The sequence below is a fragment of the Streptomyces sp. NPDC034099 genome, assembly GCF_055575415.1.
The window spans coordinates 301,217-326,016 of record NZ_JBVISR010000009.1 but is presented as its reverse complement, the minus strand read 5'-3'; the positions used below and the strand labels follow the sequence as shown (position 1 = coordinate 326,016).

Annotated in this window: 21 protein-coding genes; 20 read left to right on the top strand and 1 reads right to left on the bottom strand. The window is 71.2% G+C overall.

Annotated elements, in window-relative coordinates; translation table 11 throughout:
- Positions 1 to 52: 52 nt before the first annotated feature.
- The 16 genes from rsmH to divIVA all read left to right on the top strand — a co-directional run bounded on the left by rsmH (position 53) and on the right by divIVA (position 18,020).
- Positions 53 to 1,009, top strand: coding sequence for a 16S rRNA (cytosine(1402)-N(4))-methyltransferase RsmH (gene rsmH, locus ACZ56V_RS26070; protein WP_398912759.1), 957 nt, complete (start codon positions 53 to 55; stop codon positions 1,007 to 1,009).
- A gap of 79 nt (positions 1,010 to 1,088) precedes the next feature.
- On the top strand, positions 1,089 to 1,652 hold the full coding sequence (ftsL, locus tag ACZ56V_RS26065; RefSeq protein WP_468945592.1) for a cell division protein FtsL: 564 nt from the start codon (positions 1,089 to 1,091) through the stop codon (positions 1,650 to 1,652).
- The gene (ftsI, locus tag ACZ56V_RS26060; RefSeq protein ID WP_468945590.1) at positions 1,649 to 3,613 is read left to right on the top strand and encodes a cell division protein FtsI; all 1,965 of its coding nucleotides are present in this window, start codon (positions 1,649 to 1,651) and stop codon (positions 3,611 to 3,613) included. The genes ftsL and ftsI overlap by 4 nt, the downstream gene beginning before the upstream one ends.
- Before the next feature lie 228 nt (positions 3,614 to 3,841).
- Positions 3,842 to 5,362, top strand: a complete 1,521-nt coding sequence (locus ACZ56V_RS26055; RefSeq protein WP_467383035.1) for a UDP-N-acetylmuramoyl-L-alanyl-D-glutamate--2,6-diaminopimelate ligase — start codon at positions 3,842 to 3,844, stop codon at positions 5,360 to 5,362.
- A gap of 49 nt (positions 5,363 to 5,411) precedes the next feature.
- Positions 5,412 to 6,827 carry a UDP-N-acetylmuramoyl-tripeptide--D-alanyl-D-alanine ligase gene (locus ACZ56V_RS26050; protein ID WP_104635818.1) on the top strand — a complete coding sequence of 472 codons (1,416 nt, stop codon included), beginning with the start codon at positions 5,412 to 5,414 and terminating at the stop codon, positions 6,825 to 6,827.
- Positions 6,827 to 7,918: a phospho-N-acetylmuramoyl-pentapeptide-transferase gene (gene mraY, locus ACZ56V_RS26045; protein ID WP_059299069.1), complete on the top strand. Its 1,092-nt coding sequence runs from the start codon at positions 6,827 to 6,829 to the stop codon at positions 7,916 to 7,918. Before ACZ56V_RS26050 ends, mraY begins: the two co-directional genes overlap by 1 nt.
- 8 nt (positions 7,919 to 7,926) lie before the next feature.
- Positions 7,927 to 9,342, top strand: coding sequence for a UDP-N-acetylmuramoyl-L-alanine--D-glutamate ligase (gene murD, locus ACZ56V_RS26040; protein ID WP_468945586.1), 1,416 nt, complete (start codon positions 7,927 to 7,929; stop codon positions 9,340 to 9,342).
- Between the two features lie 77 nt (positions 9,343 to 9,419).
- On the top strand, positions 9,420 to 10,790 hold the full coding sequence (ftsW, locus tag ACZ56V_RS26035; protein WP_467383034.1) for a putative lipid II flippase FtsW: 1,371 nt from the start codon (positions 9,420 to 9,422) through the stop codon (positions 10,788 to 10,790).
- Between the two features lie 6 nt (positions 10,791 to 10,796).
- Positions 10,797 to 11,891, top strand: coding sequence for an undecaprenyldiphospho-muramoylpentapeptide beta-N-acetylglucosaminyltransferase (gene murG / locus ACZ56V_RS26030; protein WP_059299072.1), 1,095 nt, complete (start codon positions 10,797 to 10,799; stop codon positions 11,889 to 11,891).
- Between the two features lie 25 nt (positions 11,892 to 11,916).
- Positions 11,917 to 12,711, top strand: coding sequence for a cell division protein FtsQ (gene ftsQ / locus ACZ56V_RS26025; RefSeq protein WP_398912748.1), 795 nt, complete (start codon positions 11,917 to 11,919; stop codon positions 12,709 to 12,711).
- A gap of 288 nt (positions 12,712 to 12,999) precedes the next feature.
- Positions 13,000 to 14,202, top strand: coding sequence for a cell division protein FtsZ (ftsZ, locus tag ACZ56V_RS26020; RefSeq protein ID WP_030186508.1), 1,203 nt, complete (start codon positions 13,000 to 13,002; stop codon positions 14,200 to 14,202).
- Complete coding sequence (pgeF, locus tag ACZ56V_RS26015; RefSeq protein WP_468945581.1) at positions 14,199 to 14,927, top strand: peptidoglycan editing factor PgeF; 729 nt, start codon at positions 14,199 to 14,201, stop codon at positions 14,925 to 14,927. The genes ftsZ and pgeF overlap by 4 nt, the downstream gene beginning before the upstream one ends.
- A gap of 6 nt (positions 14,928 to 14,933) precedes the next feature.
- Positions 14,934 to 15,653, top strand: a complete 720-nt coding sequence (locus ACZ56V_RS26010) for a YggS family pyridoxal phosphate-dependent enzyme (protein WP_104635813.1) — start codon at positions 14,934 to 14,936, stop codon at positions 15,651 to 15,653.
- Positions 15,654 to 15,781: 128 nt separating this feature from the next.
- Entirely contained in the window at positions 15,782 to 16,423 is a 642-nt protein-coding gene (locus tag ACZ56V_RS26005) for a cell division protein SepF (RefSeq protein ID WP_104635812.1), read from the top strand.
- A gap of 81 nt (positions 16,424 to 16,504) precedes the next feature.
- Positions 16,505 to 16,789 carry a YggT family protein gene (locus ACZ56V_RS26000; protein WP_007448661.1) on the top strand — a complete coding sequence of 95 codons (285 nt, stop codon included), beginning with the start codon at positions 16,505 to 16,507 and terminating at the stop codon, positions 16,787 to 16,789.
- A 55-nt stretch (positions 16,790 to 16,844) separates the two neighbouring features.
- Complete coding sequence (gene divIVA / locus ACZ56V_RS25995) at positions 16,845 to 18,020, top strand: apical growth/hyphal branching protein DivIVA (RefSeq protein WP_468945577.1); 1,176 nt, start codon at positions 16,845 to 16,847, stop codon at positions 18,018 to 18,020.
- Between the two features lie 148 nt (positions 18,021 to 18,168).
- Here the strand turns inward: divIVA and ileS are convergent, their stop codons facing one another.
- Positions 18,169 to 21,324 (bottom strand): isoleucine--tRNA ligase, encoded by a 3,156-nt coding sequence (gene ileS, locus ACZ56V_RS25990; RefSeq protein WP_468945575.1) that lies wholly within the window; start codon positions 21,322 to 21,324, stop codon positions 18,169 to 18,171.
- A 549-nt stretch (positions 21,325 to 21,873) separates the two neighbouring features.
- Between ileS and ACZ56V_RS25985 the strand changes: the two genes are divergently transcribed.
- From ACZ56V_RS25985 to ACZ56V_RS25970, 4 genes are all read left to right on the top strand, one after another.
- Positions 21,874 to 22,575, top strand: coding sequence for a TraR/DksA family transcriptional regulator (locus ACZ56V_RS25985; RefSeq protein ID WP_356363054.1), 702 nt, complete (start codon positions 21,874 to 21,876; stop codon positions 22,573 to 22,575).
- 68 nt (positions 22,576 to 22,643) lie between these two features.
- Entirely contained in the window at positions 22,644 to 23,249 is a 606-nt protein-coding gene (lspA, locus tag ACZ56V_RS25980; protein WP_356363051.1) for a signal peptidase II, read from the top strand.
- Between the two features lie 61 nt (positions 23,250 to 23,310).
- The gene (locus tag ACZ56V_RS25975) at positions 23,311 to 24,255 is read left to right on the top strand and encodes an RluA family pseudouridine synthase (protein ID WP_356363049.1); all 945 of its coding nucleotides are present in this window, start codon (positions 23,311 to 23,313) and stop codon (positions 24,253 to 24,255) included.
- Positions 24,252 to 24,740 (top strand): GNAT family N-acetyltransferase, encoded by a 489-nt coding sequence (locus ACZ56V_RS25970; protein ID WP_398912734.1) that lies wholly within the window; start codon positions 24,252 to 24,254, stop codon positions 24,738 to 24,740. The genes ACZ56V_RS25975 and ACZ56V_RS25970 overlap by 4 nt, the downstream gene beginning before the upstream one ends.
- Positions 24,741 to 24,800: the final 60 nt, after the last annotated feature.

Sequence of the window (24,800 nt, the reverse complement as noted above, 5' to 3'; positions counted from 1 at the left end):
GAGGGGACCCGGCAGTGCGTGACGCCGCGCCGGACCTGAGAGGCCGCCCCACTTGAGCCAGAGTCGACACGTCCCGGTGATGCTCCAGCGGTGTCTGGACCTGCTGGCGCCCGCCCTCCAGGAGCCGGGAGCCGTGGTCGTCGACTGCACGCTGGGGCTCGGCGGGCACAGCGAGGCGCTCCTCCAACGCTTCCCCGAGGCCCGGCTCGTCGCGCTCGACCGCGACAAGGAGGCCCTGCGCCTGTCCGGCGAGCGGCTCGCCCCGTACGGCGAGCGCGCCACCCTCGTGCACGCCGTCTACGACGAGCTGCCCGACGTGCTCGACCGGCTCGGCGTCCCCCGCGTCCAGGGCGTCCTGTTCGACCTCGGCGTCTCCTCCATGCAGCTCGACGAGGCCGGCCGCGGCTTCGCCTACGCCCAGGACGCCCCGCTCGACATGCGGATGGACCAGACGACCGGCATGAGCGCCGCCGAGGTCCTCAACACCTACCCGCCCGGCGAACTCGTCCGCATCCTGCGGGCGTACGGCGAGGAGAAGCAGGCCAAACGGATCGTGTCCGCGATCGTGCGCGAGCGCGAGAAGGAGCCGTTCACCAACAGCGCCCGCCTCGTGGAGCTGATCCGCGCGGCACTGCCGCAGGCCGCCAAGCGCACCGGCGGCAACCCGGCCAAGCGCACCTTCCAGGCCCTGCGGATCGAGGTCAACGGCGAGCTGTCGGTCCTGGAGCGGGCGATCCCGGCCGCCGTCGAGTCCATCGCGGTGGGCGGACGGATCGCGGTGCTGTCGTACCACTCGCTGGAGGACCGGCTGGTCAAGCAGGTGTTCGCGGCCGGCGCCGCCAACACCGCGCCGCCCGGTCTGCCGGTCGTCCCCGAGCAGTACGCGCCCCGGCTCAAGCTGCTCACCCGCGGAGCCGAACTCCCCACCGAGGAGGAGATCGCCGAGAACCGGCGGGCGGCACCGGCACGGCTGCGCGGCGCCGAGCGCATCAGGGAGTCCCTCGGGTGAAGGCAGCGCGGCGGGTGGCACGAGCGAGGCAGGCCGGGCAAGGGTGGGGACGGCCCACCCGGGGCCGAGGGGAGGGCGCGTGAGCAGGAAACCCGAACTGAAGGGCCGGGCGGCCCGGCTCGCCCGGCTCCTCCCGACCGGAGGCACCCGCGGCCAGGCGGCCCGGGCGCCCTTCGTCCTGCTGGTCGTCCTCCTCCTCGGCGGCGGCCTCATCGGGCTCCTCGTACTGAACTCCGCCCTGAGCGAGGGCTCCTTCCAGCTGGACGACCTCAAGCAGCGCACCAAGGAGCTCAGCGACGAGGAACAGGCGCTCCAGCGGGACATCGACGGCTACTCCGCCCCCCAGGCCCTCCAGCGCCGCGCCCGCGAACTGGGGATGGTGCCCGGCGGCGACCCCGCCTTCCTCGACCCCGACGGCACCGTCAAGGGCTCGCCCAGCCCCGCGCCCGCCGCGGCCACCCCGCTCGTGCTCGCCCCCGAGGCGCTGGCCTCCACGTCCGCCGGCGCGGCCACGGGCACGCCGTCCCCCTACACCGCTCCCTCGGCACCGGCCCCCACGCCCACCGCCGCCGCCACACCCAGCACAGCCGCCACCCCCACCGCAGCGGCGACGCCCACCCCGACCCCGACTCCCGGCAGGTGACGGAAGTGTCCGACAGGGAACCGCCGCGCCGCCGGGTGCCCGGACCCGCGAGGCCCGTCCGCCCCGGCGGTGCGCGCCGCCCGGGACCGGGCGCCCGGCCGGCCCGCAGGCCGGCACCGCCCCGGCGGACGCCCCGCGCCTTCCGGCTGGGCAGCCCGCGCCCCCGGCTGCGCATGATCGGCCTCGCGCTGACCCTGGTGCTGGCCGCCTTCGTCGTACGGCTCCTCCAGGTGCAGGCCGTCGACGCCGGCACGTACTCCGCCAAGGCCGAGCAGAACCGCTACGTCGTGCACACCCTGCCCGCCGAACGCGGCGGCATCACCGACCGCAACGGCGTCGCCCTCGCGACCACCGTGGACTCCTACGACATCACCGCCGACCCCACGATGTTCACCCGCGAGCAGCTGAAGGTCGACGACGGGCCCGAGCAGGCGGCGGCGCTCCTCGCGCCCATCCTCGGCGAGGACCAGGAGCAGCTGGCCAAGACGCTCCGCCCGAAGAACAAGGACCTGCGCTACGTCCGCCTCGCGCGCCGGCAGACCCCCCAGGTCTGGAACCAGATCAAGGACCTGAAGACCGCGCTCACCACGAAGGCGGAGACCGACAGGTCGACCGTCAACGTGCTCGCGGGCGTCTTCGCCGACCCCAGCAGCAAGCGCGTGTACCCGGGCGGCGACCTCGCCGCCGGCATCCTCGGCTGGGTCGGCGCCGACGGCAAGGGCGGCGGGGGCCTGGAGCGGAAGCTGGACAAGACGCTGGCCGGCGAGGACGGCAAGATCCGCTACGCGCAGTCCGGCGGGCGCCAGGTGCCCACCGCCGGCTCCACCGAGACCCCCGCCGTGCCCGGCAGCGACGTCGAGCTGACCATCGACCGCGACATCCAGTGGGCCGCGCAGCACGCCATCAGCGAGCAGGTGGAGAAGTCCAAGGCGGACGGCGGCTACGTCATCGTCCAGGACACGCAGACCGGCGAGATCCTCGCCATGGCCAACTCGCCCGGCTTCGACCCGGGCGACCTCGCCCACGCCGACCCCGCGGCGCTGGGCAACGCCGCGCTCCAGGACGCCTTCGAACCGGGCTCCACCGCCAAGGTGCTGTCGATGGCGGCCGTGCTGGAGGAGAACGTCGCCACTCCGGACACCCACATCACCGTCCCCAACCGGCTCAAGCGCGGCGACCGGCTCTTCAAGGACGACATTGACCACCCGACCTGGTACCTCACGCTCAACGGCGTGCTCGCCAAGTCCAGCAACATCGGCACGATCATGGCCACCGGCGAACTGGGCAAGACCCAGGCCGAGGCCAACAAGGTGCTCTACTCCTACCTGCGCAAGTTCGGCCTCGGCGACTACAGCGGCCTCGGCTTCCCGGGGGAGACCAAGGGCATCCTCGCGCCGCCCGGCCAGTGGTCGACCTCGCAGCAGTACACGATTCCTTTCGGCCAGGGCGTCTCCCTGAACGCGCTCCAGGCGGCCTCGATCTACTCGACCATCGCCAACGGCGGCATCCGGATCGAACCCACGCTCGTCCGCGGCACGAAGGGCGACGACGGACGCTTCACCCCGGCCCCCGAACCCGAGAAGACCCGCGTGACCAGCGAGAAGACCGCCAAGACCCTCTCGCAGATGCTGGAGTCCGTCGTCGACGACGAGGAGGGCACCGGCACCAAGGCCCGCATCCCCGGCTACCGGGTGGCGGGCAAGACGGGCACGGCCAACCGGGTGGATCCGGCCACCGGCAAGTACCACGGCTACACCTCGTCGTTCGCCGGATTCGCCCCCGCCGACAAGCCCCGCGTCACCGTCTACTGCGCCATCCAGAACGCCACCGAGGGCAGCTACTTCGGCGGCCAGATCTGCGGCCCCATCTACAAGCAGGTCATGGAGTTCGCCCTGAAGACCCTCCAGGTCCCGCCGACCGGGGCCGCCCCCGCGAGGCTCCCGGTCACCTTCAAGCCCTGAGCCGTACCGCCCCGCCCGGCCCCAGCATCGAGCCCGTACCGAGCCAGCGCCGTTTCCGTACCGAGCCACCAGGAACCACCCGTGACAACGATCACCCCGGACCCCGGGAACCAGAGCGCCTCCCAGGGCGCCTCCCAGCCCTCGCTTCGCCGGGAAGCGGGTACTGCCGGTACGCTCACCGCCGTGCCACACCCTGATCAGTCCCAAACCACCCAGAAGGGCCACCCCGTGACATACCCGGGACCGCCCCGGCCGGTGCGGATCTCCGCCACACCCCTCGCGGAACTCGCCGATCAGCTGGGTGTCGCCGCGCCGGACGGCTCCGCCGAGGTCACGGGCATCACCCACGACTCGCGTGCCGTCCGCCCCGGTGACCTCTACGCCGCCCTCCCCGGAGCCCGCCTGCACGGCGCCGACTTCGTCACCCAGGCCGCCGGCCTCGGCGCGGTCGCCGTGCTGACCGACCCGGCCGGCGCGGAGCGTGCCGCGGCCGCCGGTCTGCCGGCGCTCGTCGTCGACGACCCGCGCGCGCGGATGGGCGAGCTGGCGGCCACGATCTACGGCCACCCCGGCCGCGACCTGCTCCAGATCGGCATCACCGGCACCTCCGGCAAGACCACCACCGCCTACCTCGTCGAGGGCGGCCTGCGCACGGCGAAGTCCACCGGCCTGATCGGCACGGTCGAGATGCGCATCGGCGACGAGCGCATCAAGTCCGAGCGCACCACGCCCGAGGCCACCGACCTCCAGGCGCTGTTCGCGGTGATGCGCGAGCGCGGCACCGAGGCGGTCGCCATGGAGGTCTCCAGCCACGCCCTGGTGCTCGGCCGCGTCGACGCCTGCGTCTTCGACATCGCGGTCTTCACCAACCTCAGCCCGGAGCACATGGAGTTCCACTCCGGCATGGAGGACTACTTCCAGGCCAAGGCGCAGCTCTTCACGCCCAGGCGCAGCAGACTCGGCGTGGTCAACGTCGACGACGAGTACGGACGGCGCCTCGCCAACGAGGCCACCGTCCCGGTCGTCACCTACTCCGCCGAGGGCCACCCCGACGCCGACTGGCGCGCCGACGAGGTCGAGGTCGGCCCGCTTGACTCCACGTTCACCGTGCTCGGGCCGAAGGGCGAGCGGATCGCCGCCAGATCGCCGCTGGCCGGTCCGTTCAACGTGGCGAACACCCTCGCCGCGATCGTCGCCCTGGCCGCCGCCGGACTCGATCCGCAGAGCGCCGCCGACGGTGTCGCCGCCGTACCGGGCGTGCCGGGCCGGCTGGAGCGCGTGGACGAGGGCCAGCCCTTCTTCGCGGTGGTCGACTACGCCCACAAGACCGACGCCGTCGAGTCGGTGCTGCGGGCCCTGCGCAAGGTCACCGAGGGCAGGCTGCACGTGGTGCTCGGCTGCGGCGGCGATCGGGACACCACCAAGCGGGAGCCGATGGGCGCCGCCGTGGCCCGGTTCGCCGACACCGCCGTACTGACCTCCGACAACCCCCGCTCCGAGGACCCCCTCGCGATCCTCGCCACCATGCTCCAGGGCGCGGCGTCCGTCCCCGCGCACGAACGCGGCGAGGTGCAGGTCTTCGAGGACCGGGCCGCCGCGATCGCCGCCGCCGTCGCCCGGGCCCGGCCCGGCGACACGGTGCTGGTGGCCGGCAAGGGCCACGAGCAGGGCCAGGACATCGCCGGGGTCGTCCGTCCCTTCGACGACCGCCAGGTGCTGCGCGAAGCCATCCAGAAGACCCAGGGATGAGATCCCGAATGATCCAGCCGATCCTGATCCCGATGCAGGGGACGAACTTGTGATCACCCTCTCACTCGCCGAGATCGCAGAAGTCGTCGGCGGGCGGATGCACGACATACCGGACGCGTCCGCCGCCGTCACCGGGCCGGTCGTCCGGGACTCCCGGGAAGCGGGGCCCGGCAGCCTCTTCGTCGCCTTCGTGGGCGAACGGGTGGACGGTCACGACTTCGCGGCGCAGGTCGTCGAAGCGGGAGCGGTGGCCGTCCTCGGCTCCCGCCCCGTCGGCGTGCCCGCGATCGTCGTGGACGACGTCCAGACCGCCCTGGGCGCCCTCGCCCGGCACGTCGTGCGACGCCTCGGCACCACCCTCGTGGCCCTCACCGGGTCGGCCGGCAAGACCAGCACCAAGGACCTGATCGCCCAGGTCCTGCGCCGCAAGGCGCCCACGGTCTTCACGCCCGGTTCCATGAACAACGAGGTCGGGCTGCCGCTCACCGCGCTCACCGCCACCGACGAGACGAAGTTCCTCGTCCTGGAGATGGGCGCCCGCGGCATCGGCCACATCCGGTACCTGTGCGAGCTGACCCCGCCGCGGATCGGCCTCGTCCTCAACGTCGGCTCCGCGCACATCGGCGAGTTCGGCGGCCGGGAGCAGATCGCCCAGGCCAAGGGCGAGCTCGTCGAGGCGCTGCCGCCGGCCGAGGAGGGCGGCACCGCGGTCCTCAACGCGGACGACCCCCTCGTACGGGCCATGGCCTCCCGAACGAAGGCGAAGGTGATCCTTTTCGGAGAGTCCGGCGAAGCGGACGTTCGCGCCGAGAACGTGCGACTCACGGACACCGGACAGCCTTCCTTCAGCCTTCACACACCCTCCGGTGCAAGCGATGTGACCATGCGCCTGTACGGTGAGCATCACGTGTCGAACGCGCTCGCCGCGGCCGCCGTCGCCCACGAGTTGGGCATGTCCGCAGACGAGATCGCCACCGCGCTCTCCGAGGCGGGCTCCCTCTCCCGCTGGCGGATGGAGGTCACCGAGCGCCCGGACGGCGTGACGGTCGTCAACGACGCCTACAACGCGAACCCCGAGTCCACGAAGGCCGCGCTGCGTGCCCTCGTGGCCATCGGCAAGGGGCGTCGCACGTGGGCGGTGCTCGGCAAGATGGCCGAGCTCGGGGACGAGGCGCTCGCCGAGCACGACGCGGTCGGACGGCTCGCCGTCCGGCTCAACGTCAGCAAGCTCGTCGCGGTCGGGGGCAGGGAAGCCCAATGGCTGCAACTGGGCGCATATAACGAGGGTTCGTGGGGTGAGGAGTCGGTGCACGTGTCCGACGCACAGGCGGCGGTCGACCTGTTGCGCAGCGAGTTGCGCCCGGGGGACGTCGTGCTCGTGAAGGCGTCCCGTTCGGTGGGTCTGGAGAGCGTCGCCACGGCGCTGCTGGAGACCGGCACCGAGGGTGAGGTTGCCGCCCGATGATGAAGCAGATCCTGTTCGCAGGAGTCATTGGCCTCTTCCTGACGCTGGTCGGCACCCCGCTGCTGATCAAGCTCCTGGCCCGCAAGGGCTACGGCCAGTACATCCGCGACGACGGCCCGCGCGAGCACGCCAGCAAGCGCGGTACGCCGACCATGGGTGGCATCGCCTTCATCCTGGCGACGGTCGCCGCGTACTTCCTCGCCAAGGGCATCACCAGCTATCTGGACCCCGACATCGACGCGGGGCCGACCTTCTCCGGTCTGCTGGTGCTCGGCCTGATGGTGGGCATGGGCCTGGTCGGCTTCCTCGACGACTACATCAAGATCGTCAAGCGGCGTTCGCTGGGCCTGCGGGCCAAGGCGAAGATGGCCGGCCAGCTGATCGTCGGCATCGGCTTCGCCGTGCTCTCGCTGCAGTTCGCGGACAACCGGGGCAACACCCCGGCGTCCACGAAGCTGTCGTTCATCACCGACTTCGGCTGGACCATCGGCCCGGTGCTGTTCGTCATCTGGGCGCTGTTCATGATCCTCGCGATGTCGAACGGCGTGAACCTCACCGACGGCCTGGACGGCCTGGCCACCGGCGCCTCCGTCCTGGTCTTCGGCGCCTACACCTTCATCGGCGTCTGGCAGTTCCAGGAGTCCTGCGCCAACGCGCTGACCCTGACCAACCCGGGCGCCTGCTACGAGGTGAGAGACCCGCTCGACCTGGCGGTGGTCGCCTCCGCGCTGATGGGCTCCTGCCTCGGCTTCCTGTGGTGGAACACCTCGCCGGCCAAGATCTTCATGGGCGACACCGGTTCGCTCGCGCTCGGCGGTGTGCTGGCGGGTCTGGCGATCTGCTCGCGCACCGAACTGCTGATGGCCATCCTCGGCGGCCTGTTCGTCCTGATCACCATGTCGGTGGTCATCCAGGTCGGCTCCTTCCGCCTCACCGGCAAGCGGGTCTTCCGGATGGCGCCACTCCAGCACCACTTCGAACTCAAAGGCTGGTCCGAGGTCCTTGTCGTGGTCCGTTTCTGGATCATCCAGGGCATCTGTGTGATCGTCGGACTCGGCCTCTTCTACGCGGGATGGGCAGCGGACAAGTGACCTCCTCGGTGCCTTCGGAATTCACCGGCAAGCACGTCACCGTCGCCGGACTCGGCGTCTCCGGCGTCCCGGCGGCCAAGGTGCTGCACGGGCTCGGCGCGCACGTCACCGTCGTCAACGACGGCGCCGACGAGCGCGCCCGGGCGCAGGCGGCGGAGCTGGAGGCGCTCGGTGTCGCCGTGCGCCTCGGCGACGGGGACACGCTGCCCGAGGGCACCGAGCTGATCGTCACCGCACCGGGCTGGAAGCCCACCAAGCCGCTGTTCACGGCGGCCGGAGAGGTCGGCGTCCCGGTCTGGGGCGACGTGGAGCTGGCCTGGCGGCTGCGCGGCCTGGACGGCAGGAAGCCCGCCCCCTGGCTGGCGGTCACCGGCACCAACGGCAAGACCACCACCGTCCAGATGCTCGCGTCGATCCTGAAGGCGGCCGGTCTGCGCACCGCCGCCGTCGGCAACATCGGCGTCTCCCTGCTGGACGCGGTTACCGGCGAGGAGGAGTACGACGTCCTCGCCGTGGAGCTGTCCAGCTACCAGCTCCACTGGGCGCCCTCCCTGCGCGCCCACTCCGCCGCCGTGCTCAACCTCGCCCCGGACCACCTCGACTGGCACGGCTCGATGGAGGCCTACGCGGCCGACAAGGGCCGCATCTACGAGGGCAATCGCGTGGCCTGCGTCTACAACGTGGCCGACAAGGCCACCGAGGACCTGGTCCGCGCCGCCGACGTCGAGGAGGGCTGCCGGGCGGTCGGCTTCACGCTCGGCACGCCCGGCCCTTCCCAACTCGGCGTCGTGGAGGGCCTCCTGGTCGACCGCGCCTTCGTCGAGGACCGGCAGAAGAACGCCCAGGAACTCGCCGAGATCTCCGACGTCAACCCGCCGGCCCCGCACAACATCGCCAACGCCCTTGCCGCCGCGGGCCTCGCCCGTGCCTTCGGCGTCTGTGCCGCCGCCGTACGGGACGGGCTGCGCGCCTTCACCCCGGACGCCCACCGCATCGCGCACGTCGCCGACGTGGACGGGGTGGCGTACGTGGACGACTCCAAGGCCACCAACACCCATGCGACCGAAGCCTCCTTGGCGGCCTACGAGTCGATCGTGTGGATCGCCGGCGGACTGGCCAAGGGCGCGACCTTCGACGAACTGGTCGCGGGCGCGGCCAAGCGGCTGCGCGGCGCCGTCCTCATCGGCGCCGACCGCGCCCTGATCCGCGAAGCCCTGGCGCGACACGCGCCCGAAGTACCCGTGGTCGACCTCGACCGGACCGACACTGGTGCGATGCTCCAGGCCGTCCAGGAGGCGCGGCGGCTCGCCCGGCCCGGCGACACGGTGCTGCTGGCACCGGCCTGTGCCTCCATGGACATGTTCACCAACTACAACCAGCGCGGTGACGCGTTCGCGCAGGCCGTTCGCGAACTCGGCGCCTGACCCGGCCGCCTCCTGCCGCCGGGTGAACTCGGGAGGACGCGTGGGACGGTCCATGCCGAAGGACAGCGGAGGCCGCGATGCCCGGTAGTCCCCAGAGCCGCACCGGACGCCCGCCCGTACAGCGGTCCGTCAGGCGACCCGCCACACCGGGGCCGCCGCACGAGAACCCCGTGCTCCGCCTCTACCACCGGCTGCGCCGCGCCTGGGACCGGCCGCTGACCGCGTACTACCTGATCTTCGGCGGCAGTCTGCTGATCACCGTGCTCGGCCTGGTGATGGTCTACTCGGCGTCCCAGATCACCGCGCTCCAGCTCTCGCTGCCCGGCTCGTACTTCTTCCGCAAGCAGGCGCTCGCGGCGCTCATCGGCGCCGGCCTCATGGTCGCCGCCATGCGGATGCCGGTCAAACTGCACCGCGCGCTGGCCTATCCGATCCTCGCCGGGGCCGTCTTCCTGATGATCCTGGTCCAGGTGCCGGGGATAGGAGTCGCGGTCAACGGCAACCAGAACTGGATCTCGCTGGGCGGCTCCTTCCAGATCCAGCCCAGCGAGTTCGGCAAGCTGGCCCTGGTGCTGTGGGGCGCGGACCTGCTCGCGCGCAAGCACGACAAGAAGCTGCTGACCCAGTGGAAGCACATGCTGGTGCCGCTGGTGCCGGCCGCGTTCATGCTGCTCGGGCTGATCATGATCGGCGGCGACATGGGTACCGCGATCATCCTCACGGCGATCCTGTTCGGTCTGCTGTGGCTGGCCGGCGCGCCCACCCGGCTGTTCGCGGGCGTGCTCTCGATCGCCCTGCTGCTCGGCTTCATCCTCATCAAGACCAGCGCGAACCGCATGGCCCGGCTCAACTGCCTCGGTGCCACCGACCCGGGTCCCGGCGACTCCTGCTGGCAGGCCGTGCACGGCATCTACGCCCTCGCCTCGGGCGGACTGTTCGGATCCGGGCTCGGTGCCAGTGTGGAGAAATGGGGCCAACTCCCCGAAGCGCACACCGACTTCATCTTCGCCGTCACCGGTGAGGAACTGGGCCTGGCGGGGACGCTGTCGGTGCTCGCCCTCTTCGCGGCCCTAGGCTATGCGGGTATCCGCGTGGCCGGACGCACGGAGGACCCCTTCGTGAGGTATGCCGCGGGAGGCGTGACCACCTGGATCACGGCCCAGGCCGTGATCAACATCGGTGCGGTCCTCGGGCTGCTGCCGATCGCCGGTGTCCCGCTCCCGCTGTTCTCCTACGGGGGTTCCGCCCTGCTGCCGACCATGTTCGCCATCGGTCTGCTGATCGCGTTCGCGCGTGATGAACCCGGTGCGCGGGCGGCGCTTGCGTTGCGGCAACCTCGCTTTGGTAGAAAGCGGGGAGCCAGGGCACCCGCGGGCAAGCGGAGCCCTGGGAGTTGGAACACGATGCGACGGCGCGCCTCGGCGGCGCGCTCGTCCGGAGAGCGGTGAATTTCGGTGCATGTCGTACTCGCCGGCGGAGGAACCGCGGGCCACATCGAGCCCGCGCTCGCCCTCGCGGACGCCCTGCGCAGGCAGGATCCGACCGTGGGGATCACGGCCCTGGGCACGGAACGCGGCCTGGAGACCCGCCTGGTGCCCGAGCGGGGTTACGAGCTGGCGCTGATCCCGGCCGTACCGCTGCCGCGCAAGCCCACCCCCGAGCTGATCACCGTCCCGGGCCGGCTGCGCGGCACCATCAAGGCGACCGAGCAGATCCTGGAGCGCACCAAGGCGGACGCGGTGGCCGGCTTCGGCGGCTATGTGGCGCTGCCCGCCTACCTCGCGGCCAAGCGGCTCGGCGTGCCGATCGTCGTCCACGAGGCCAACGCCCGCCCCGGTCTGGCCAACAAGATCGGCTCGCGCTACGCCGCCCAGGTCGCCGTCTCCACTCCTGACAGCAAGCTGCGCAACTCCCGCTACATCGGCATCCCGCTGCGCCGCTCCATCGCCACCCTGGACCGCGCCGCCGCGCGTCCCGAGGCCCGCGCGATGTTCGGGCTCGATCCCAACCTGCCGACGCTGCTGGTCACCGGCGGCTCGCAGGGCGCCCGCCGTCTCAACGAGGTGATCCAGCAGGTCGCGCCCTGGCTCCAGCAGGCCGGGATCCAGATCCTGCACGCGGTCGGCCCCAAGAACGAACTGCCGCAGGTCCACCAGATGCCGGGGATGCCCCCGTACATCCCGGTAAGTTATCTGGACCGGATGGACCTCGCGTACGCCGCCGCCGACATGATGCTCTGCCGCGCGGGCGCGATGACCGTCGCCGAACTCTCCGCCGTCGGCCTCCCGGCCGCCTACGTCCCGCTGCCCATCGGCAACGGCGAACAGCGACTGAACGCCCAGCCGGTGGTCAAGGCCGGCGGCGGGCTGCTGGTCGACGACGCGGAACTCACGCCCGAGTGGCTCCAGCAGAACGTCCTGCCGGTGCTCGCCGACCCGCACCGGCTGTACGAGATGTCCCGCGCAGCCGCCGAGTTCGGCCGCCGGGACGCCGACGACCTCCTCGTCGGCATGGTGTACGAGGCGATCGCCGCCCGCGCGCACCGCTAGACACGTCTGACGGAAGGCAGGGGTAGTGGCCGGACCGACCACCGCCGAGCGCGGTGCACGCCAGGAGGAGTCGTCCGGCCCGCCCCGGGCCCGCCGCTTCCGGCCGCCCCGCCTTCGTACGATCATCATCCTCGCCGTCACGCTCGTGCTCGTCGCCGGCGGAACGGTCTGGGTGCTCTACGGCTCGAACTGGACGCGTCTCGAAGACGTGTCCGTCTCGGGTACGCGTGTTCTGACGCCCGCTCAGGTGCGCGAGGCCGCCGACGTGCCGGTGGGGGACCCGCTGATCTCGGTCGACATGGAGGCCGTAGAGGCCCGGCTGCGCCGGAAATTGCCCCGCATTGACGAGGTCGAGGTGGAGCGTTCCTGGCCGCACGGAATCGGACTGAAAGTGACCGAGCGTACTCCGGTCCTGATTGCCCAAAAGGGCCGAAACTTCGTGGAAGTGGACGATGAAGGCGTCCGTTTCGCCACGATTTCCAAGGCCCCGAAAGGCGTGCCCGCGCTGGAATTGGAACCCTCCCGTTCCGGCTCCGCCGCGGCGAGCCTGCGCCGCTTCGACGACGACCGCCTGGTGCGCGAGGCGGTGCGGGTGGCCGGGCGGCTCCCGGACAAGGTCGCCCGGGCCGCACGGGTCGTCAAGGTTCGTTCCTACGACGACATCTCGCTGGAGTTGAGCGGCGGGAGGACCGTGGCGTGGGGGAGCGGTGAGCAGGGCGAGCGCAAAGCCCGCGCGCTCACCGCGCTGATGAAAGCGACGCCCGATGCGCGGCACTTCGACGTGAGTGTCCCCACCGCCCCGGCGTCATCGGGGAGTTGACGGGTATACGCGCAGGCCAGCACCCTGGTTGGGCAGCGCTACGGCTGATCACATAGGGTGAAAAGAAAAACGGGAGGTTCGGCGTGTTCGTTGAACGTGCGCCACTTGTCGACTTAGTGTCCTGTTCGGAAGAGTCCAAGGAACAGACACACTGGTAACCCTAAACTTCAGCGTTAGGGTTCGGGTCGGCGCTACGGACCGTCCCAATCGGCATCAGTCGTCGGGTCGCGGGGGCATCAGAGCTTCGGTGACCGGGCGACACGTAACTCGAGGCGAGAGGCCTTCGACGTGGCAGCACCGCAGAACTACCTCGCAGTCATCAAAGTCATCGGTGTCGGCGGCGGTGGTGTCAATGCCATCAACCGGATGATCGAGGTCGGTCTCAAGGGCGTCGAGTTCATCGCCATCAACACCGACGCACAGGCGCTGTTGATGAGCGACGCCGACGTCAAGCTCGACGTCGGCCGCGAACTCACCCGCGGACTCGGCGCCGGAGCCAACCCGGCCGTCGGCCGCAAGGCCGCCGAGGACCACCGCGAGGAGATCGAGGAGGTCCTCAAGGGGGCCGACATGGTCTTCGTGACAGCCGGTGAAGGCGGCGGCACCGGCACCGGCGGCGCGCCCGTCGTGGCCAACATCGCCCGCTCGCTGGGCGCCCTCACCATCGGCGTGGTCACCCGCCCGTTCACCTTCGAGGGACGGCGCCGGGCCAACCAGGCAGAGGACGGCATCGCCGAGCTCCGCGAAGAGGTCGACACCCTCATCGTCATCCCCAACGACCGCCTGCTGTCCATCTCGGACCGCCAGGTCAGCGTGCTCGACGCGTTCAAGTCCGCCGACCAGGTGCTGCTCTCCGGTGTGCAGGGCATCACCGACCTCATCACCACCCCCGGCCTGATCAACCTCGACTTCGCCGACGTGAAGTCGGTCATGTCCGAGGCCGGGTCCGCGCTCATGGGCATCGGCTCGGCCCGCGGCGACGACCGCGCGGTGGCCGCGGCCGAGATGGCGATCTCCTCGCCGCTGCTCGAGGCGTCCATCGACGGCGCCCGGGGCGTGCTGCTCTCCATCTCCGGCGGCTCCGACCTCGGCCTGTTCGAGATCAACGAGGCCGCCCAGCTGGTCAGCGAGGCCGCCCACCCCGAGGCCAACATCATCTTCGGCGCGGTCATCGACGACGCCCTCGGCGACGAGGTACGGGTCACCGTGATCGCGGCCGGCTTCGACGGGGGCCAGCCGCCGTCCAAGCGGGACAACGTCCTCGGGTCGTCCTCGGCCAAGCGCGAGGAGCCCACCCCGGCCCGGCAGTCCGAGAGCCGCCCGTCCTTCGGCTCGCTCGGCAGCGTCAAGCCGAAGGAGGAGCCCGAGCAGGCGCCCGCGCCGGAGCCGGTCGCCGACCTGCCGCCGGTCTCGCCGCCGCCGGTCCCGCCGTCGCGCACCTACTCGGACAGCGCGGCCGAGGAACTGGACGTGCCGGACTTCCTGAAGTGATAGGACAGCGCGACACCGTGAACGGCGCGTACTTCGGCTTCACCGACCGGTGGGGCGGAGTGAGCGCCGTTCCGTACGAGGAGCTCAACCTCGGCGGCGCGGTCGGTGACGACCCCGCCGCCGTCACGGCCAACCGGGAACTGGCGGCCAAGTCGCTGGACGTCGACCCGGCCCGGGTGGTCTGGATGAACCAGGTGCACGGCGCCGACGTCGCCGTGGTCGACGCGCCCTGGGGAGACCGCCCGGTCCCGCGGGTCGACGCGGTCGTCACCGCCGAACGCGGTCTCGCCCTCGCCGTCCTCACCGCCGACTGCGTGCCCGTCCTGCTCGCCGACCCGGTCGCCGGCGTCGCCGCCGCGGCCCACGCGGGCCGGCCCGGCCTGGTCGCCGGGGTGGTTCCCGCCGCCGTACGGGCCATGACCGGACTCGGCGCGGACCCCGCCCGGATCGTCGCCCGCACCGGACCCGCCGTGTGCGGCCGGTGCTACGAGGTGCCCGAGGAGATGCGCGCCGAGGTGGCCGCCGTCGAGCCCGCGGCGTACGCCGACACCAGTTGGGGCACACCGGCGCTCGACGTGGGCGCCGGAGTGCACGCGCAGCTCTCGCGCCTCGGGGTGCGCGACCGGGCGCAGTCGCCGGTGTGCACCCGGGAGTCGGCGGACCACTTCTCGTACCGACGCGACCGCACCACCGGGCGGCTCGCGGGCTATGTGTGGCTGGACTGATGGGGCATGACGGACCGTAAGCACGAACTCGCCGCGAACCTGGCGAAAGTGGAAGAGCGCATCACCGCCGCCTGCGCGGCCGCGGGCCGCCCGCGCGAGGACGTGACCCTCATCGTGGTCACCAAGACCTACCCCGCGGACGATGTGCGCATTCTCTCGGAACTCGGGGTGCGCCACGTCGCGGAGAACCGCGACCAGGACGCGGCACCCAAGGCCGCCGCCTGCTCCGACCTGCCGCTTTCATGGCACTTCGTCGGTCAGTTGCAGACCAACAAGGTGCGTTCCGTGGTCGGTTACGCCGACGTGGTGCAGTCGGTCGACCGGGCCCGGCTGGTCACGGCCCTGTCGAAGGAGGCCGTACGGGCCGGCCGCGAGGTGGGCTGTCTCCTCCAGGTCGCACTCGACGCGGGGGAGAGCGGGCGCGGGGAGCGCGGTGGCGTCGCACCCGCCGGAATCGAAGAGTTGGCCGACCTGGTCGCCGGATCGGACGGGCTGCGGTTCGACGGGCTGATGACCGTGGCCCCGCTCACCGGCGAGTACGCGGGACGCCAACAGGCGGCGTTCGAGCACCTCATGGATTTGTCGACCTACGTGCGCCGAACCCATCCGGCTGCGAACATGGTCTCCGCGGGGATGAGTGCGGACCTCGAACAGGCCGTGGCCGCCGGAGCGACACATGTACGCGTCGGCACTGCGGTACTCGGAGTCCGACCCAGGCTCGGGTAACGTCGCCAAGAAGTCGGACCACAGCAGAAAATATGGTCATTACCGCCGAAAGGCGGACGCAACGACCTCGTGGATCGCAGGCACTTGGAGTCGTCGGCAGATCCACCACAGAGCGGAGGACTCAGAGCATGGCCGGCGCGATGCGCAAGATGGCGGTCTACCTCGGCCTCGTGGAGGACGATGGGTACGACGGCCGGGGGTTCGACCCCGACGACGACTTCGAACCCGAACTGGACCCGGAACCCGAGCGGGATCACCGGCGTCACGAACCGGCGCACCAGTCACACGGTGCGCATCAGCCCCAAAGGGACGAAGAGGTACGAGTCGTACAACCGCCCGCGCAGCGCGAGCCGATGCCCCGTTCCTCTTCGCTCGCGGCGGAATCCGGCCGTCCGGCGCGGATCGCGCCCGTGGCGTCCATCACACAAGAACGCGCAAGCCTGGAAAAGAGCGCACCGGTCATCATGCCCAAGGTCGTGTCCGAACGAGAGCCCTACCGGATCACCACACTTCACCCCCGGACCTACAACGAGGCCCGTACCATCGGGGAACACTTCCGTGAGGGCACGCCGGTGATCATGAATCTCACTGAGATGGATGACACAGATGCGAAGCGACTTGTCGACTTTGCGGCCGGTTTGGTGTTTGGTCTTCACGGCAGTATCGAGCGGGTGACGCAGAAGGTGTTCCTGCTGTCTCCTGCTAACGTCGATGTCACGGCGGAGGACAAGGCCCGCATCGCAGAGGGCGGGTTCTTCAACCAGAGCTGAGACGCACCACCGGTACAGAGCAAGAACACGGGCCCGAGGAAGGGTCCGAGAGATGGTTCAGGGGAGAGGGAAGCACAGGTCATGAGCGTGGTCCTGGATGTCGTCTACATCGCGCTGATGTGCTTCCTCATCGTGCTCATCTTCCGGTTGGTCATGGACTACGTCTTCCAGTTCGCCCGCTCGTGGCAACCCGGCAAGGCGATGGTGGTCGTTCTGGAGGCCACCTACACTGTCACCGATCCACCGTTGAAGCTTCTGCGGCGGTTCATCCCGCCGCTGCGTCTCGGGGGCGTGGCGCTCGACCTGTCCTTCTTCGTACTGATGATCATCGTCTACATCCTGATCTCGATCGTGAGCCGGCTGTGATCGATGAGAGAGATACGGGCTTGCCGAATGCCGACGACAACGTTGAGGTGAAGAGATGCCGTTGACCCCCGAGGACGTGCGGAACAAGCAGTTCACGACCGTCCGCCTCCGAGAAGGCTATGACGAGGACGAGGTCGATGCCTTCCTCGACGAGGTCGAAGCCGAACTGACCCGGCTGCTCCGCGAGAACGAGGACCTGCGCGCCAAGCTGGCTGCGGCGACGCGCGCGGCCGCGCAGAACCAGCAGAACATGCGCAAGCCTCCGGAACCTCCGCAGGATCAGCAGCCGCAGCACCAGCAGGGGCACCCCCCGCAGCAGGGCGGTATGCCGCAGCAGGGCATGCGAGGTCCCGGCGCTCCGGTGCCCGCCGGCATATCGGGCCCGCCGCAGCAGCAGATGGGTGGCCCCATGGGTGGCCCGCCCCAGCTGCCGAGCGGTGCCCCGCAGCTGCCCGCCGGCCCCGGCGGACAGGGTGGCCCGCAGGGTCCCGGCCCGATGGGCCAGGGTCCCGGGCCGATGGGCCAGGGACCGGGTCCGATGCAGGGCCAGATGGGTCCCGGTCCGATGGGCGGCCCCATGGGCGGCCCGCAGGGCCCCGGTGGTCCCGGCATGCCCGGTCAGGGTGGCCCCGGCGGCGACAGTGCCGCCCGCGTGCTCTCGCTGGCCCAGCAGACCGCCGACCAGGCGATCGCCGAGGCCCGTTCCGAGGCCAACAAGATCGTCGGTGAGGCGCGTTCGCGTGCCGAGGGCCTGGAGCGGGACGCCCGTGCCAAGGCGGACGCCCTGGAGCGGGACGCGCAGGAGAAGCACCGCGTCGCGATGGGCTCCCTGGAGTCCGCCCGCGCCACGCTGGAGCGCAAGGTCGAGGACCTGCGCGGCTTCGAGCGCGAGTACCGCACGCGGCTGAAGTCCTACCTGGAGTCGCAGCTGCGCCAGCTGGAGACCCAGGCGGACGACTCGCTCGCCCCCCCGCGCACGCCCGCGACGGCCTCCCTGCCGCCGTCCCCGGCGCCCTCGATGGCACCGGCCGGCGCCAGTGCGCCGTCCTACGGCGGCAACCAGTCGATGGGCAGCGGTCCGGGCCAGTCCGGTCCGTCCTACGGCGGTCAGCAGCAGATGTCGCCGGCGATGACCCAGCCGATGGCACCGGTGCGGCCCCAGGGGCCGTCGCCGATGGGGCAGGCGCCTTCGCCGATGCGCGGGTTCCTGATCGACGAGGACGACAACTGATCTGTAGTACGGCGTAGCCTTCGGCAACGTTCAGGGAGGGCCCCGGGTTTCTGACCCGGGGCCCTCCCTTTGCTGTGGGCGCAGCCGAGGCAAGCAGCGGGGCCCGCATCCCGGTCCAGGGATGCGGGCCCCTCTGTTCGGGCTGCGGCTACTCCTTGCGCAGGCGGAACACCAGGGACAGGCCCTCGTCCGTGAACGGCTCCCCGTACGTGTCGTCCGCCTCGCCCTGGGCGAAGTCCGTCGCCAGGACCTCGTCGGCGATCAGGCCGGAGTGGTCGGTCAGGGCGGCGATCGTCGCCGGGTCCGTGGCCGTCCAGCGCAGGGCGATCCGGTCGGCGACATCGAGGCCGCTGTTCTTGCGGGCCTCCTGGATCAGGCGGATCGCGTCCCGGGCGAGGCCCGCACGGCGCAGCTCCTCCGTGATCTCCAGGTCGAGCGCCACCGTCGCGCCCGAGTCGGAGGCGACCGACCAGCCCTCGCGCGGCGTCTCCGTGATGATCACCTCGTTGGGAGCGAGCGTCACGGTCTCGCCGTCGACCTCCACCGAGGCCGTGCCCTCGCGCAGGGCGAGGGACAGCGCGGCGGCGTCCGCGGCGGCGACGGCCTTCGCCACGTCCTGGACGCGCTTGCCGAACCGCTTGCCCAGCGCCCGGAAGTTGGCCTTCGCCGTCGTGTCGACCAGGGAGCCGCCGACCTCGCTCAGCGACGCGAGGGACGCGACGTTCAGCTCCTCGGTGATCTGCGTGTGCAGCTCGGGGGAGAGCGTGTCGAAGCCCGCCACCGCGATCAGCGCGCGGCTGAGCGGCTGACGGGTCTTGACGCCCGACTCCGCGCGCGTGGCACGGCCCAGCTCGACCAGGCGGCGGACCAGGAGCATCTGCTTCGACAGCTCCGGGTCGATCGCCGTGAGGTCGGCTTCCGGCCATGAGGAAAGGTGCACCGACTCCGGCGCGCCCGGGGTGACCGGTACGACCAGGTCCTGCCAGACCCGCTCGGTGATGAACGGGGTCAGCGGCGCCATCAGCTTGGTGACCGTCTCGACGACCTCGTGCAGGGTGCGCAGCGCCGCCTTGTCGCCCTGCCAGAAGCGGCGGCGGGAGCGGCGCACGTACCAGTTGGACAGGTCGTCGACGAACGCGGACAGCAGCTTGCCGGCGCGCTGGGTGTCGTAGGCGTCCAGCGCCTGCGTCACCTGGTCGGTCAGCGCGTGCAGCTCGGACAGCAGCCAGCGGTCCAGGACCGGGCGGTCGGCCGGGGCCGGGTCCGTCTCGCTCGGTGCCCAGCCCGAGGTGCGGGCGTACAGGGCCTGGAAGGCGACCGTGTTCCAGTACGTGAGGAGCGTCTTGCGGACGACCTCCTGGATGGTGCCGTGGCCCACCCGGCGGGCGGCCCAGGGCGAACCGCCGGCCGCCATGAACCAGCGGACCGCGTCGGCGCCGTGCTGGTCCATCAGCGGGATCGGCTGGAGGATGTTGCCCAGGTGCTTGGACATCTTGCGGCCGTCCTCGGCGAGGATGTGGCCGAGGCAGACCACGTTCTCGTAGGAGGACTTGTCGAAGACCAGGGTGCCGACCGCCATCAGCGTGTAGAACCAGCCGCGGGTCTGGTCGATGGCCTCGGAGATGAACTGCGCCGGGTAGCGGCTCTCGAACAGCTCCTTGTTCTTGTAGGGGTAGCCCCACTGCGCGAACGGCATCGAACCCGAGTCGTACCAGGCGTCGATCACCTCCGGCACGCGCGTGGCCGTCTTCCCGCACCCGTCCTGGGGGCAGGAGAAGGTCACGTCGTCGATGTACGGGCGGTGCGGGTCCAGGGCCGACTGGTCGGTGCCGGACAGCCCGGTCAGCTCCGCGCGGGAGCCGACGACCGTGAGGTGGTCGTCCTCGCAGCGCCAGATCGGCAGCGGGGTGCCCCAGTAGCGGTTGCGGGAGAGCGCCCAGTCGATGTTGTTGTTCAGCCAGTCGCCGTACCGGCCGTGCTTGACCGCCTCCGGGAACCAGTTGGTCTTCTCGTTCTCCTGGAGGAGGCGGTCCTTGATGGCGGTGGTGCGGATGTACCAGGACGGCTGCGCGTAGTAGAGCAGCGCGGTGTGGCAGCGCCAGCAGTGCGGGTAGCTGTGCTCGTAGGGGATGTGCTTGAAGAGCAGGCCCCGGGTGTCCAGGTCCTCGGTCAGCTTCTCGTCGGCCTTCTTGAAGAAGACGCCGCCGACCAGCGGGACCTCCTCCTCGAAGGTGCCGTCCGGGCGGACCGGGTTGACCACGGGCAGGCCGTACGCGCGGCAGACCTTGAGGTCGTCCTCACCGAAGGCGGGGGACTGGTGGACGAGGCCGGTGCCGTCCTCGGTGGTGACGTAGTCCGCGTTCACCACGTAGTGCGCGGGCTCCGGGAACTCCACCAGCTCGAAGGGGCGCTGGTACGTCCAGCGCTCCATCTCGGCGCCGGTGAAGGACTGGCCGGTGGTCTCCCAGCCCTCGCCGAGGGCCTTCTCCACCAGCGGCTCGGCGACGACCAGCTTCTCCGCTCCTTCTGGGCCCTTCGTCGCGACGACGTAGGTGACGTCGGGGTGCGCGGCGACCGCCGTGTTGGAGACCAGGGTCCACGGGGTCGTCGTCCAGACGACCAGCGCGGCCTCGCCGGCCAGCGGGCCCGAGGTCAGCGGGAAGCGGACGTAGACGGACGGGTCGACCACCGTCTCGTAGCCCTGGGCCAGCTCGTGGTCGGACAGGCCGGTGCCGCAGCGGGGGCACCAGGGGGCGACGCGGTGGTCCTGGACCAGCAGGCCCTTGTTGAAGATCTCCTTCAGCGACCACCAGACGGACTCGATGTACTCGGGGTCCATCGTGCGGTACGGGTCCTGGAGGTCGGCCCAGTAGCCCATGCGCGTCGTGAGCTCTTCGAAGGCGTCGGTGTGCCGGGTCACCGACTCGCGGCACTTCGCGTTGAACTCGGCGATGCCGTACGCCTCGATGTCCTGCTTGCCGGAGAAGCCCAGCTCCTTCTCCACCGCCAGCTCCACCGGCAGGCCGTGGCAGTCCCAGCCGGCCTTGCGGCCCACGTGGTAGCCGCGCATCGTGCGGAAGCGGGGGAAGACGTCCTTGAAGACCCGCGCCTCGATGTGGTGGGCGCCGGGCATGCCGTTGGCGGTGGGCGGGCCCTCGTAGAACACCCACTCGGGGCGGCCCTCGGACTGCTCCAGGCTCTTGGCGAAGATCTTCTGCTCACGCCAGAAGTCGAGCACCGCGTGTTCGAGCGCGGGCAGGTCGACCTGGGCGGGCACCTGGCGGTACTGCGGCTGCGTATTCAACGAGCTTCCTCCGGCGGACGTGCTGCCTTCCGTCGGAGGGACGAGAGCCGTGCTCCCGCGGTACCACCCTCCTTGGCCCGCCGGTGCGTCGTGTGCTCCGGTGAGCCCCCTCATTGGGGTCGCGAGCCGGTTCTACTCGCCGCGGCTGGCCTGCCACGGCTTTCTTCCGGCGGCTCCGGGGTGATCTTCACGTCGCGCTGGCCCCCGGGCTCACACCGTCCCCGGGTCGCTCTGGGCTGCTGACGCCGCTACTCGTCCCCATCCACGCTTTTCGCTCCGCCCAGTGTACGGCGCCGGGCGGACAGCGGCCGACCGGTTTCGGTGTGACCCGAATGCCGCCGTCCCGGGTCCGGGTCCCGAGCCGTCGGGCCGGGGGGCTTCCGGCGGATTACCGGGCGGGGAGCTGGGCACAACGCATGCATGCTCGCCGCGCGGCGCACGGTGGGCGGGCGAATCGGGCGGCGTGCCCCGTTGCCGCGAGGGCGGAGTCGATTTATCGTCCCAGCACGATTCGCGCGCAAGATCACAATATGTGAAGGGGCCGCGGCCATGGTGGCGAAGAAGAAGACGACGGCCGCGAAGCAGGGCGCCGCCGAGGAGGGCGCCGCGGAGCAGGACCCCGCGAAGAAGGCGGGGGCGGGGAAGAGCCCGGCAAAGAGGACCGGGGCCAAGAAGACCGCGGCGAAGACCGCCGCGAAGAAGAGCACGGCGAAGAAGAGCACGGCCAAGAAAGTGGGCGCGGCCGAGGCCGCGGAGCAGACGGGAGCCACGACGGTGGTTGCGAAGAAGACTCCTGGCACGGCCACGGCGGCCAAGACCGCTGTTCCCAAGGCCCGCGGCACCGCCGCGGACCCCGGTGACCTCGCGGTACGCCCCGGCGAGGAACCCTGGACCCCGCAGGAGGTCGAGGAGGCACGCGGCGGGCTGGAGTCCGAGGCCGACCGGCTGCGCACCGAGATCGACACCTCCGAGCGGTCGCTGCAGGGCATGATGCGGGACTCCGGCGACGGCGCGGGCGACGACGAGGCGGACACCGGCAGCAAGAACATCACGCGCGAGCACGAACTGGCGCTGGCCGCCACCGCGCGCGAGGTGCTCACCCAGACCGAGCGCGCCCTGGAACGCCTGGACGCGGGCACCTACGGCCTGTGCGAGAACTGCGGCAACCCGATCGGCAAGGCGCGGATGCAGGCCTTCCCGCGCGCCACCCTCTGCGTCGAGTGCAAGCAGAAGCAGGAGCGCCGGTACTGAGCCGCAGCCGGGACGGGAAGTGTGCCGTACCCTCGTGCTCAGTCAAGGACCTAGGCTGAGGGACTCACGTGGCAGAGGCGGAGCGCATCATCGGTACTCCGGACACCCCGGACGCGGCGGGGGACGGGCGGGAGCGGCCCGACGCCGAGCAGGAGCGGAAGCAGGAGCAGGCTCCTGAGCGCCCTCGGGGCAAGCGGCGGGTCGCCGTGCTGTTCGCGGTCGCCGTCTTCGCCTACCTGCTCGACCTGGTCAGCAAGATGATCGTGGTCGCCAAGCTGGAGCACCACGAGCCGATCGAGATCATCGGCGACTGGCTGAGGTTCGCCGCGATCCGCAACGCGGGTGCGGCCTTCGGCTTCGGCGAGGCCTTCACGATCATCTTCACGGTGATCGCGGCGGCCGTGATCGTCGTGATCGCCCGCCTCGCGCGCAAGCTCCGCAGCCTGCCCTGGGCGATCGCGCTCGGCCTGCTGCTCGGCGGCGCCCTCGGCAACCTCACCGACCGGATCTTCCGCGCCCCCGGCGTCTTCGAGGGCGCGGTCGTGGACTTCATCGCGCCCAAGCACTTCGCCGTCTTCAACCTGGCCGACTCGGCGATCGTCTGCGGCGGCATCCTGATCGTGATCCTCTCCTTCCGGGGGCTGGACCCGGACGGGACCGTCCACAAGGACTGAGCGGGCACCGGGACTGAGCGCGCGTTCGGGAGTGTCCGGGCCGTCCGGCATACTCGACGGGGTGAGCACGATTCCCGAGATCCGTACCCTGCCCGTGCCCGACGGCCTGGAGGGCGAGCGCGTCGACGCCGCCATCTCCCGCATGTTCGGCTTCTCCCGTACCAAGGCCGCGGAGCTTGCCGCGGCGGGCAAGGTGCAGGTCGACGGATCGGTGGTCGGCAAGTCCGAGCGGGTCCACGGCGGCGCCTGGCTCGAGGTCGAGATGCCGCAGGCGCCCGCGCCCGTGCAGGTGGTCGCCGAGCCCGTCGAGGGCATGGAGATCGTGCACGACGACGAGGACGTGGTCGTGATCGTCAAGCCCGTCGGCGTCGCCGCCCACCCGTCCCCGGGCTGGAACGGGACGACGGTCATCGGCGGACTGGCCGCCGCCGGGTACCGCATCTCCACGTCCGGCGCCGCCGAGCGCCAGGGCATCGTGCACCGCCTCGACGTCGGCACCTCCGGACTGATGGCGGTGGCCAAGTCGGAGCGCGCCTACACCTCGCTCAAGCGCCAGTTCAAGGAGCGCACGGTCGACAAGCGCTACCACACGCTCGTGCAGGGCCACCCCGACCCGACCAGCGGCACCATCGACGCCCCCATCGGCCGCCACCCGCAGCACGACTACAAGTGGGCCGTCACCGCCGAGGGCAAGCCCTCCGTCACGCACTACGACCTCATCGAGGCCTTCCGCGCCGCCTCCCTGCTCGACGTGAAGCTGGAGACCGGCCGCACCCACCAGATCCGCGTCCACATGGCCGCCCACCGCCACCCCTGCGTCGGCGACCTGACCTACGGCGCGGACCCCACCCTCGCCAAGCGGCTGCGCCTGACCCGCCAGTGGCTGCACGCCGTGCGGCTCGGCTTCGAGCACCCCGGCACCGGCGACTGGGTCGAGTACGCCAGCGACTACCCCGAGGACCTCCAGCAGGCCCTGGACCTGGTCCGCGAGGAGACCTACGGATGAGCGCCCCGAGCCCGGCCCCGGCCGCCTACGAGGTGCGTGTCGCCGAGGACCCCGCCGACCGCGAGGCCTGCTTCGCCGTCCGCAAGGACGTCTTCGTCGCCGAGCAGAAGGTCCCCGAGGACATCGAGTACGACGCCTACGACGCCGGTGCCGTGCACGTCCTGGCCATCCGCGGGGACGGCGTGCCGCTCGGCACCGGCCGGCTGCTGCACGGTGCGGCCGCCGCCGCGAAGAACGGCGACGGCGACCCGGCCGTCGGCTCCCTGGGCCGGCTCGCGGTGACCGCCGCCGCCCGCGGTCTGGGCGTCGGGGCCGCGCTGGTGCGGGCCGTCGAGGACGCCGCACGCGCGCGGGGACTCACCGCCGTGGACCTGCACGCGCAGACCCACGCCCTGGGTTTCTACGAGCGACTGGGGTACCAGGCGTACGGACCGGAGTTCCCCGACGCCGGGATCCCCCACCGCGCGATGCGGCGCTCCCTGTAGCGGGGGCGCCGAACCGGCCGGTGCGGCGGGTGGCGTGGCAGGCTTGGGGTTCGCCGGGTG

Bases quoted from the DNA above. Each gene is read 5' to 3' on its own strand.
- mraY (WP_059299069.1), top strand. From the start codon at position 6,827: ATGAAGCAGATCCTGTTCGCAGGAGTCATTGGCCTCTTCCTGACGCTG.
- ftsW (WP_467383034.1), top strand. From the start codon at position 9,420: ATGCCCGGTAGTCCCCAGAGCCGCACCGGACGCCCGCCCGTACAGCGG.
- ACZ56V_RS26010 (WP_104635813.1), top strand. From the start codon at position 14,934: ATGACGGACCGTAAGCACGAACTCGCCGCGAACCTGGCGAAAGTGGAA.
- ACZ56V_RS26005 (WP_104635812.1), top strand. From the start codon at position 15,782: ATGGCCGGCGCGATGCGCAAGATGGCGGTCTACCTCGGCCTCGTGGAG.
- ACZ56V_RS26000 (WP_007448661.1), top strand. From the start codon at position 16,505: ATGAGCGTGGTCCTGGATGTCGTCTACATCGCGCTGATGTGCTTCCTC.
- divIVA (WP_468945577.1), top strand. From the start codon at position 16,845: ATGCCGTTGACCCCCGAGGACGTGCGGAACAAGCAGTTCACGACCGTC.
- ACZ56V_RS25985 (WP_356363054.1), top strand. From the start codon at position 21,874: ATGGTGGCGAAGAAGAAGACGACGGCCGCGAAGCAGGGCGCCGCCGAG.
- ACZ56V_RS25970 (WP_398912734.1), top strand. From the start codon at position 24,252: ATGAGCGCCCCGAGCCCGGCCCCGGCCGCCTACGAGGTGCGTGTCGCC.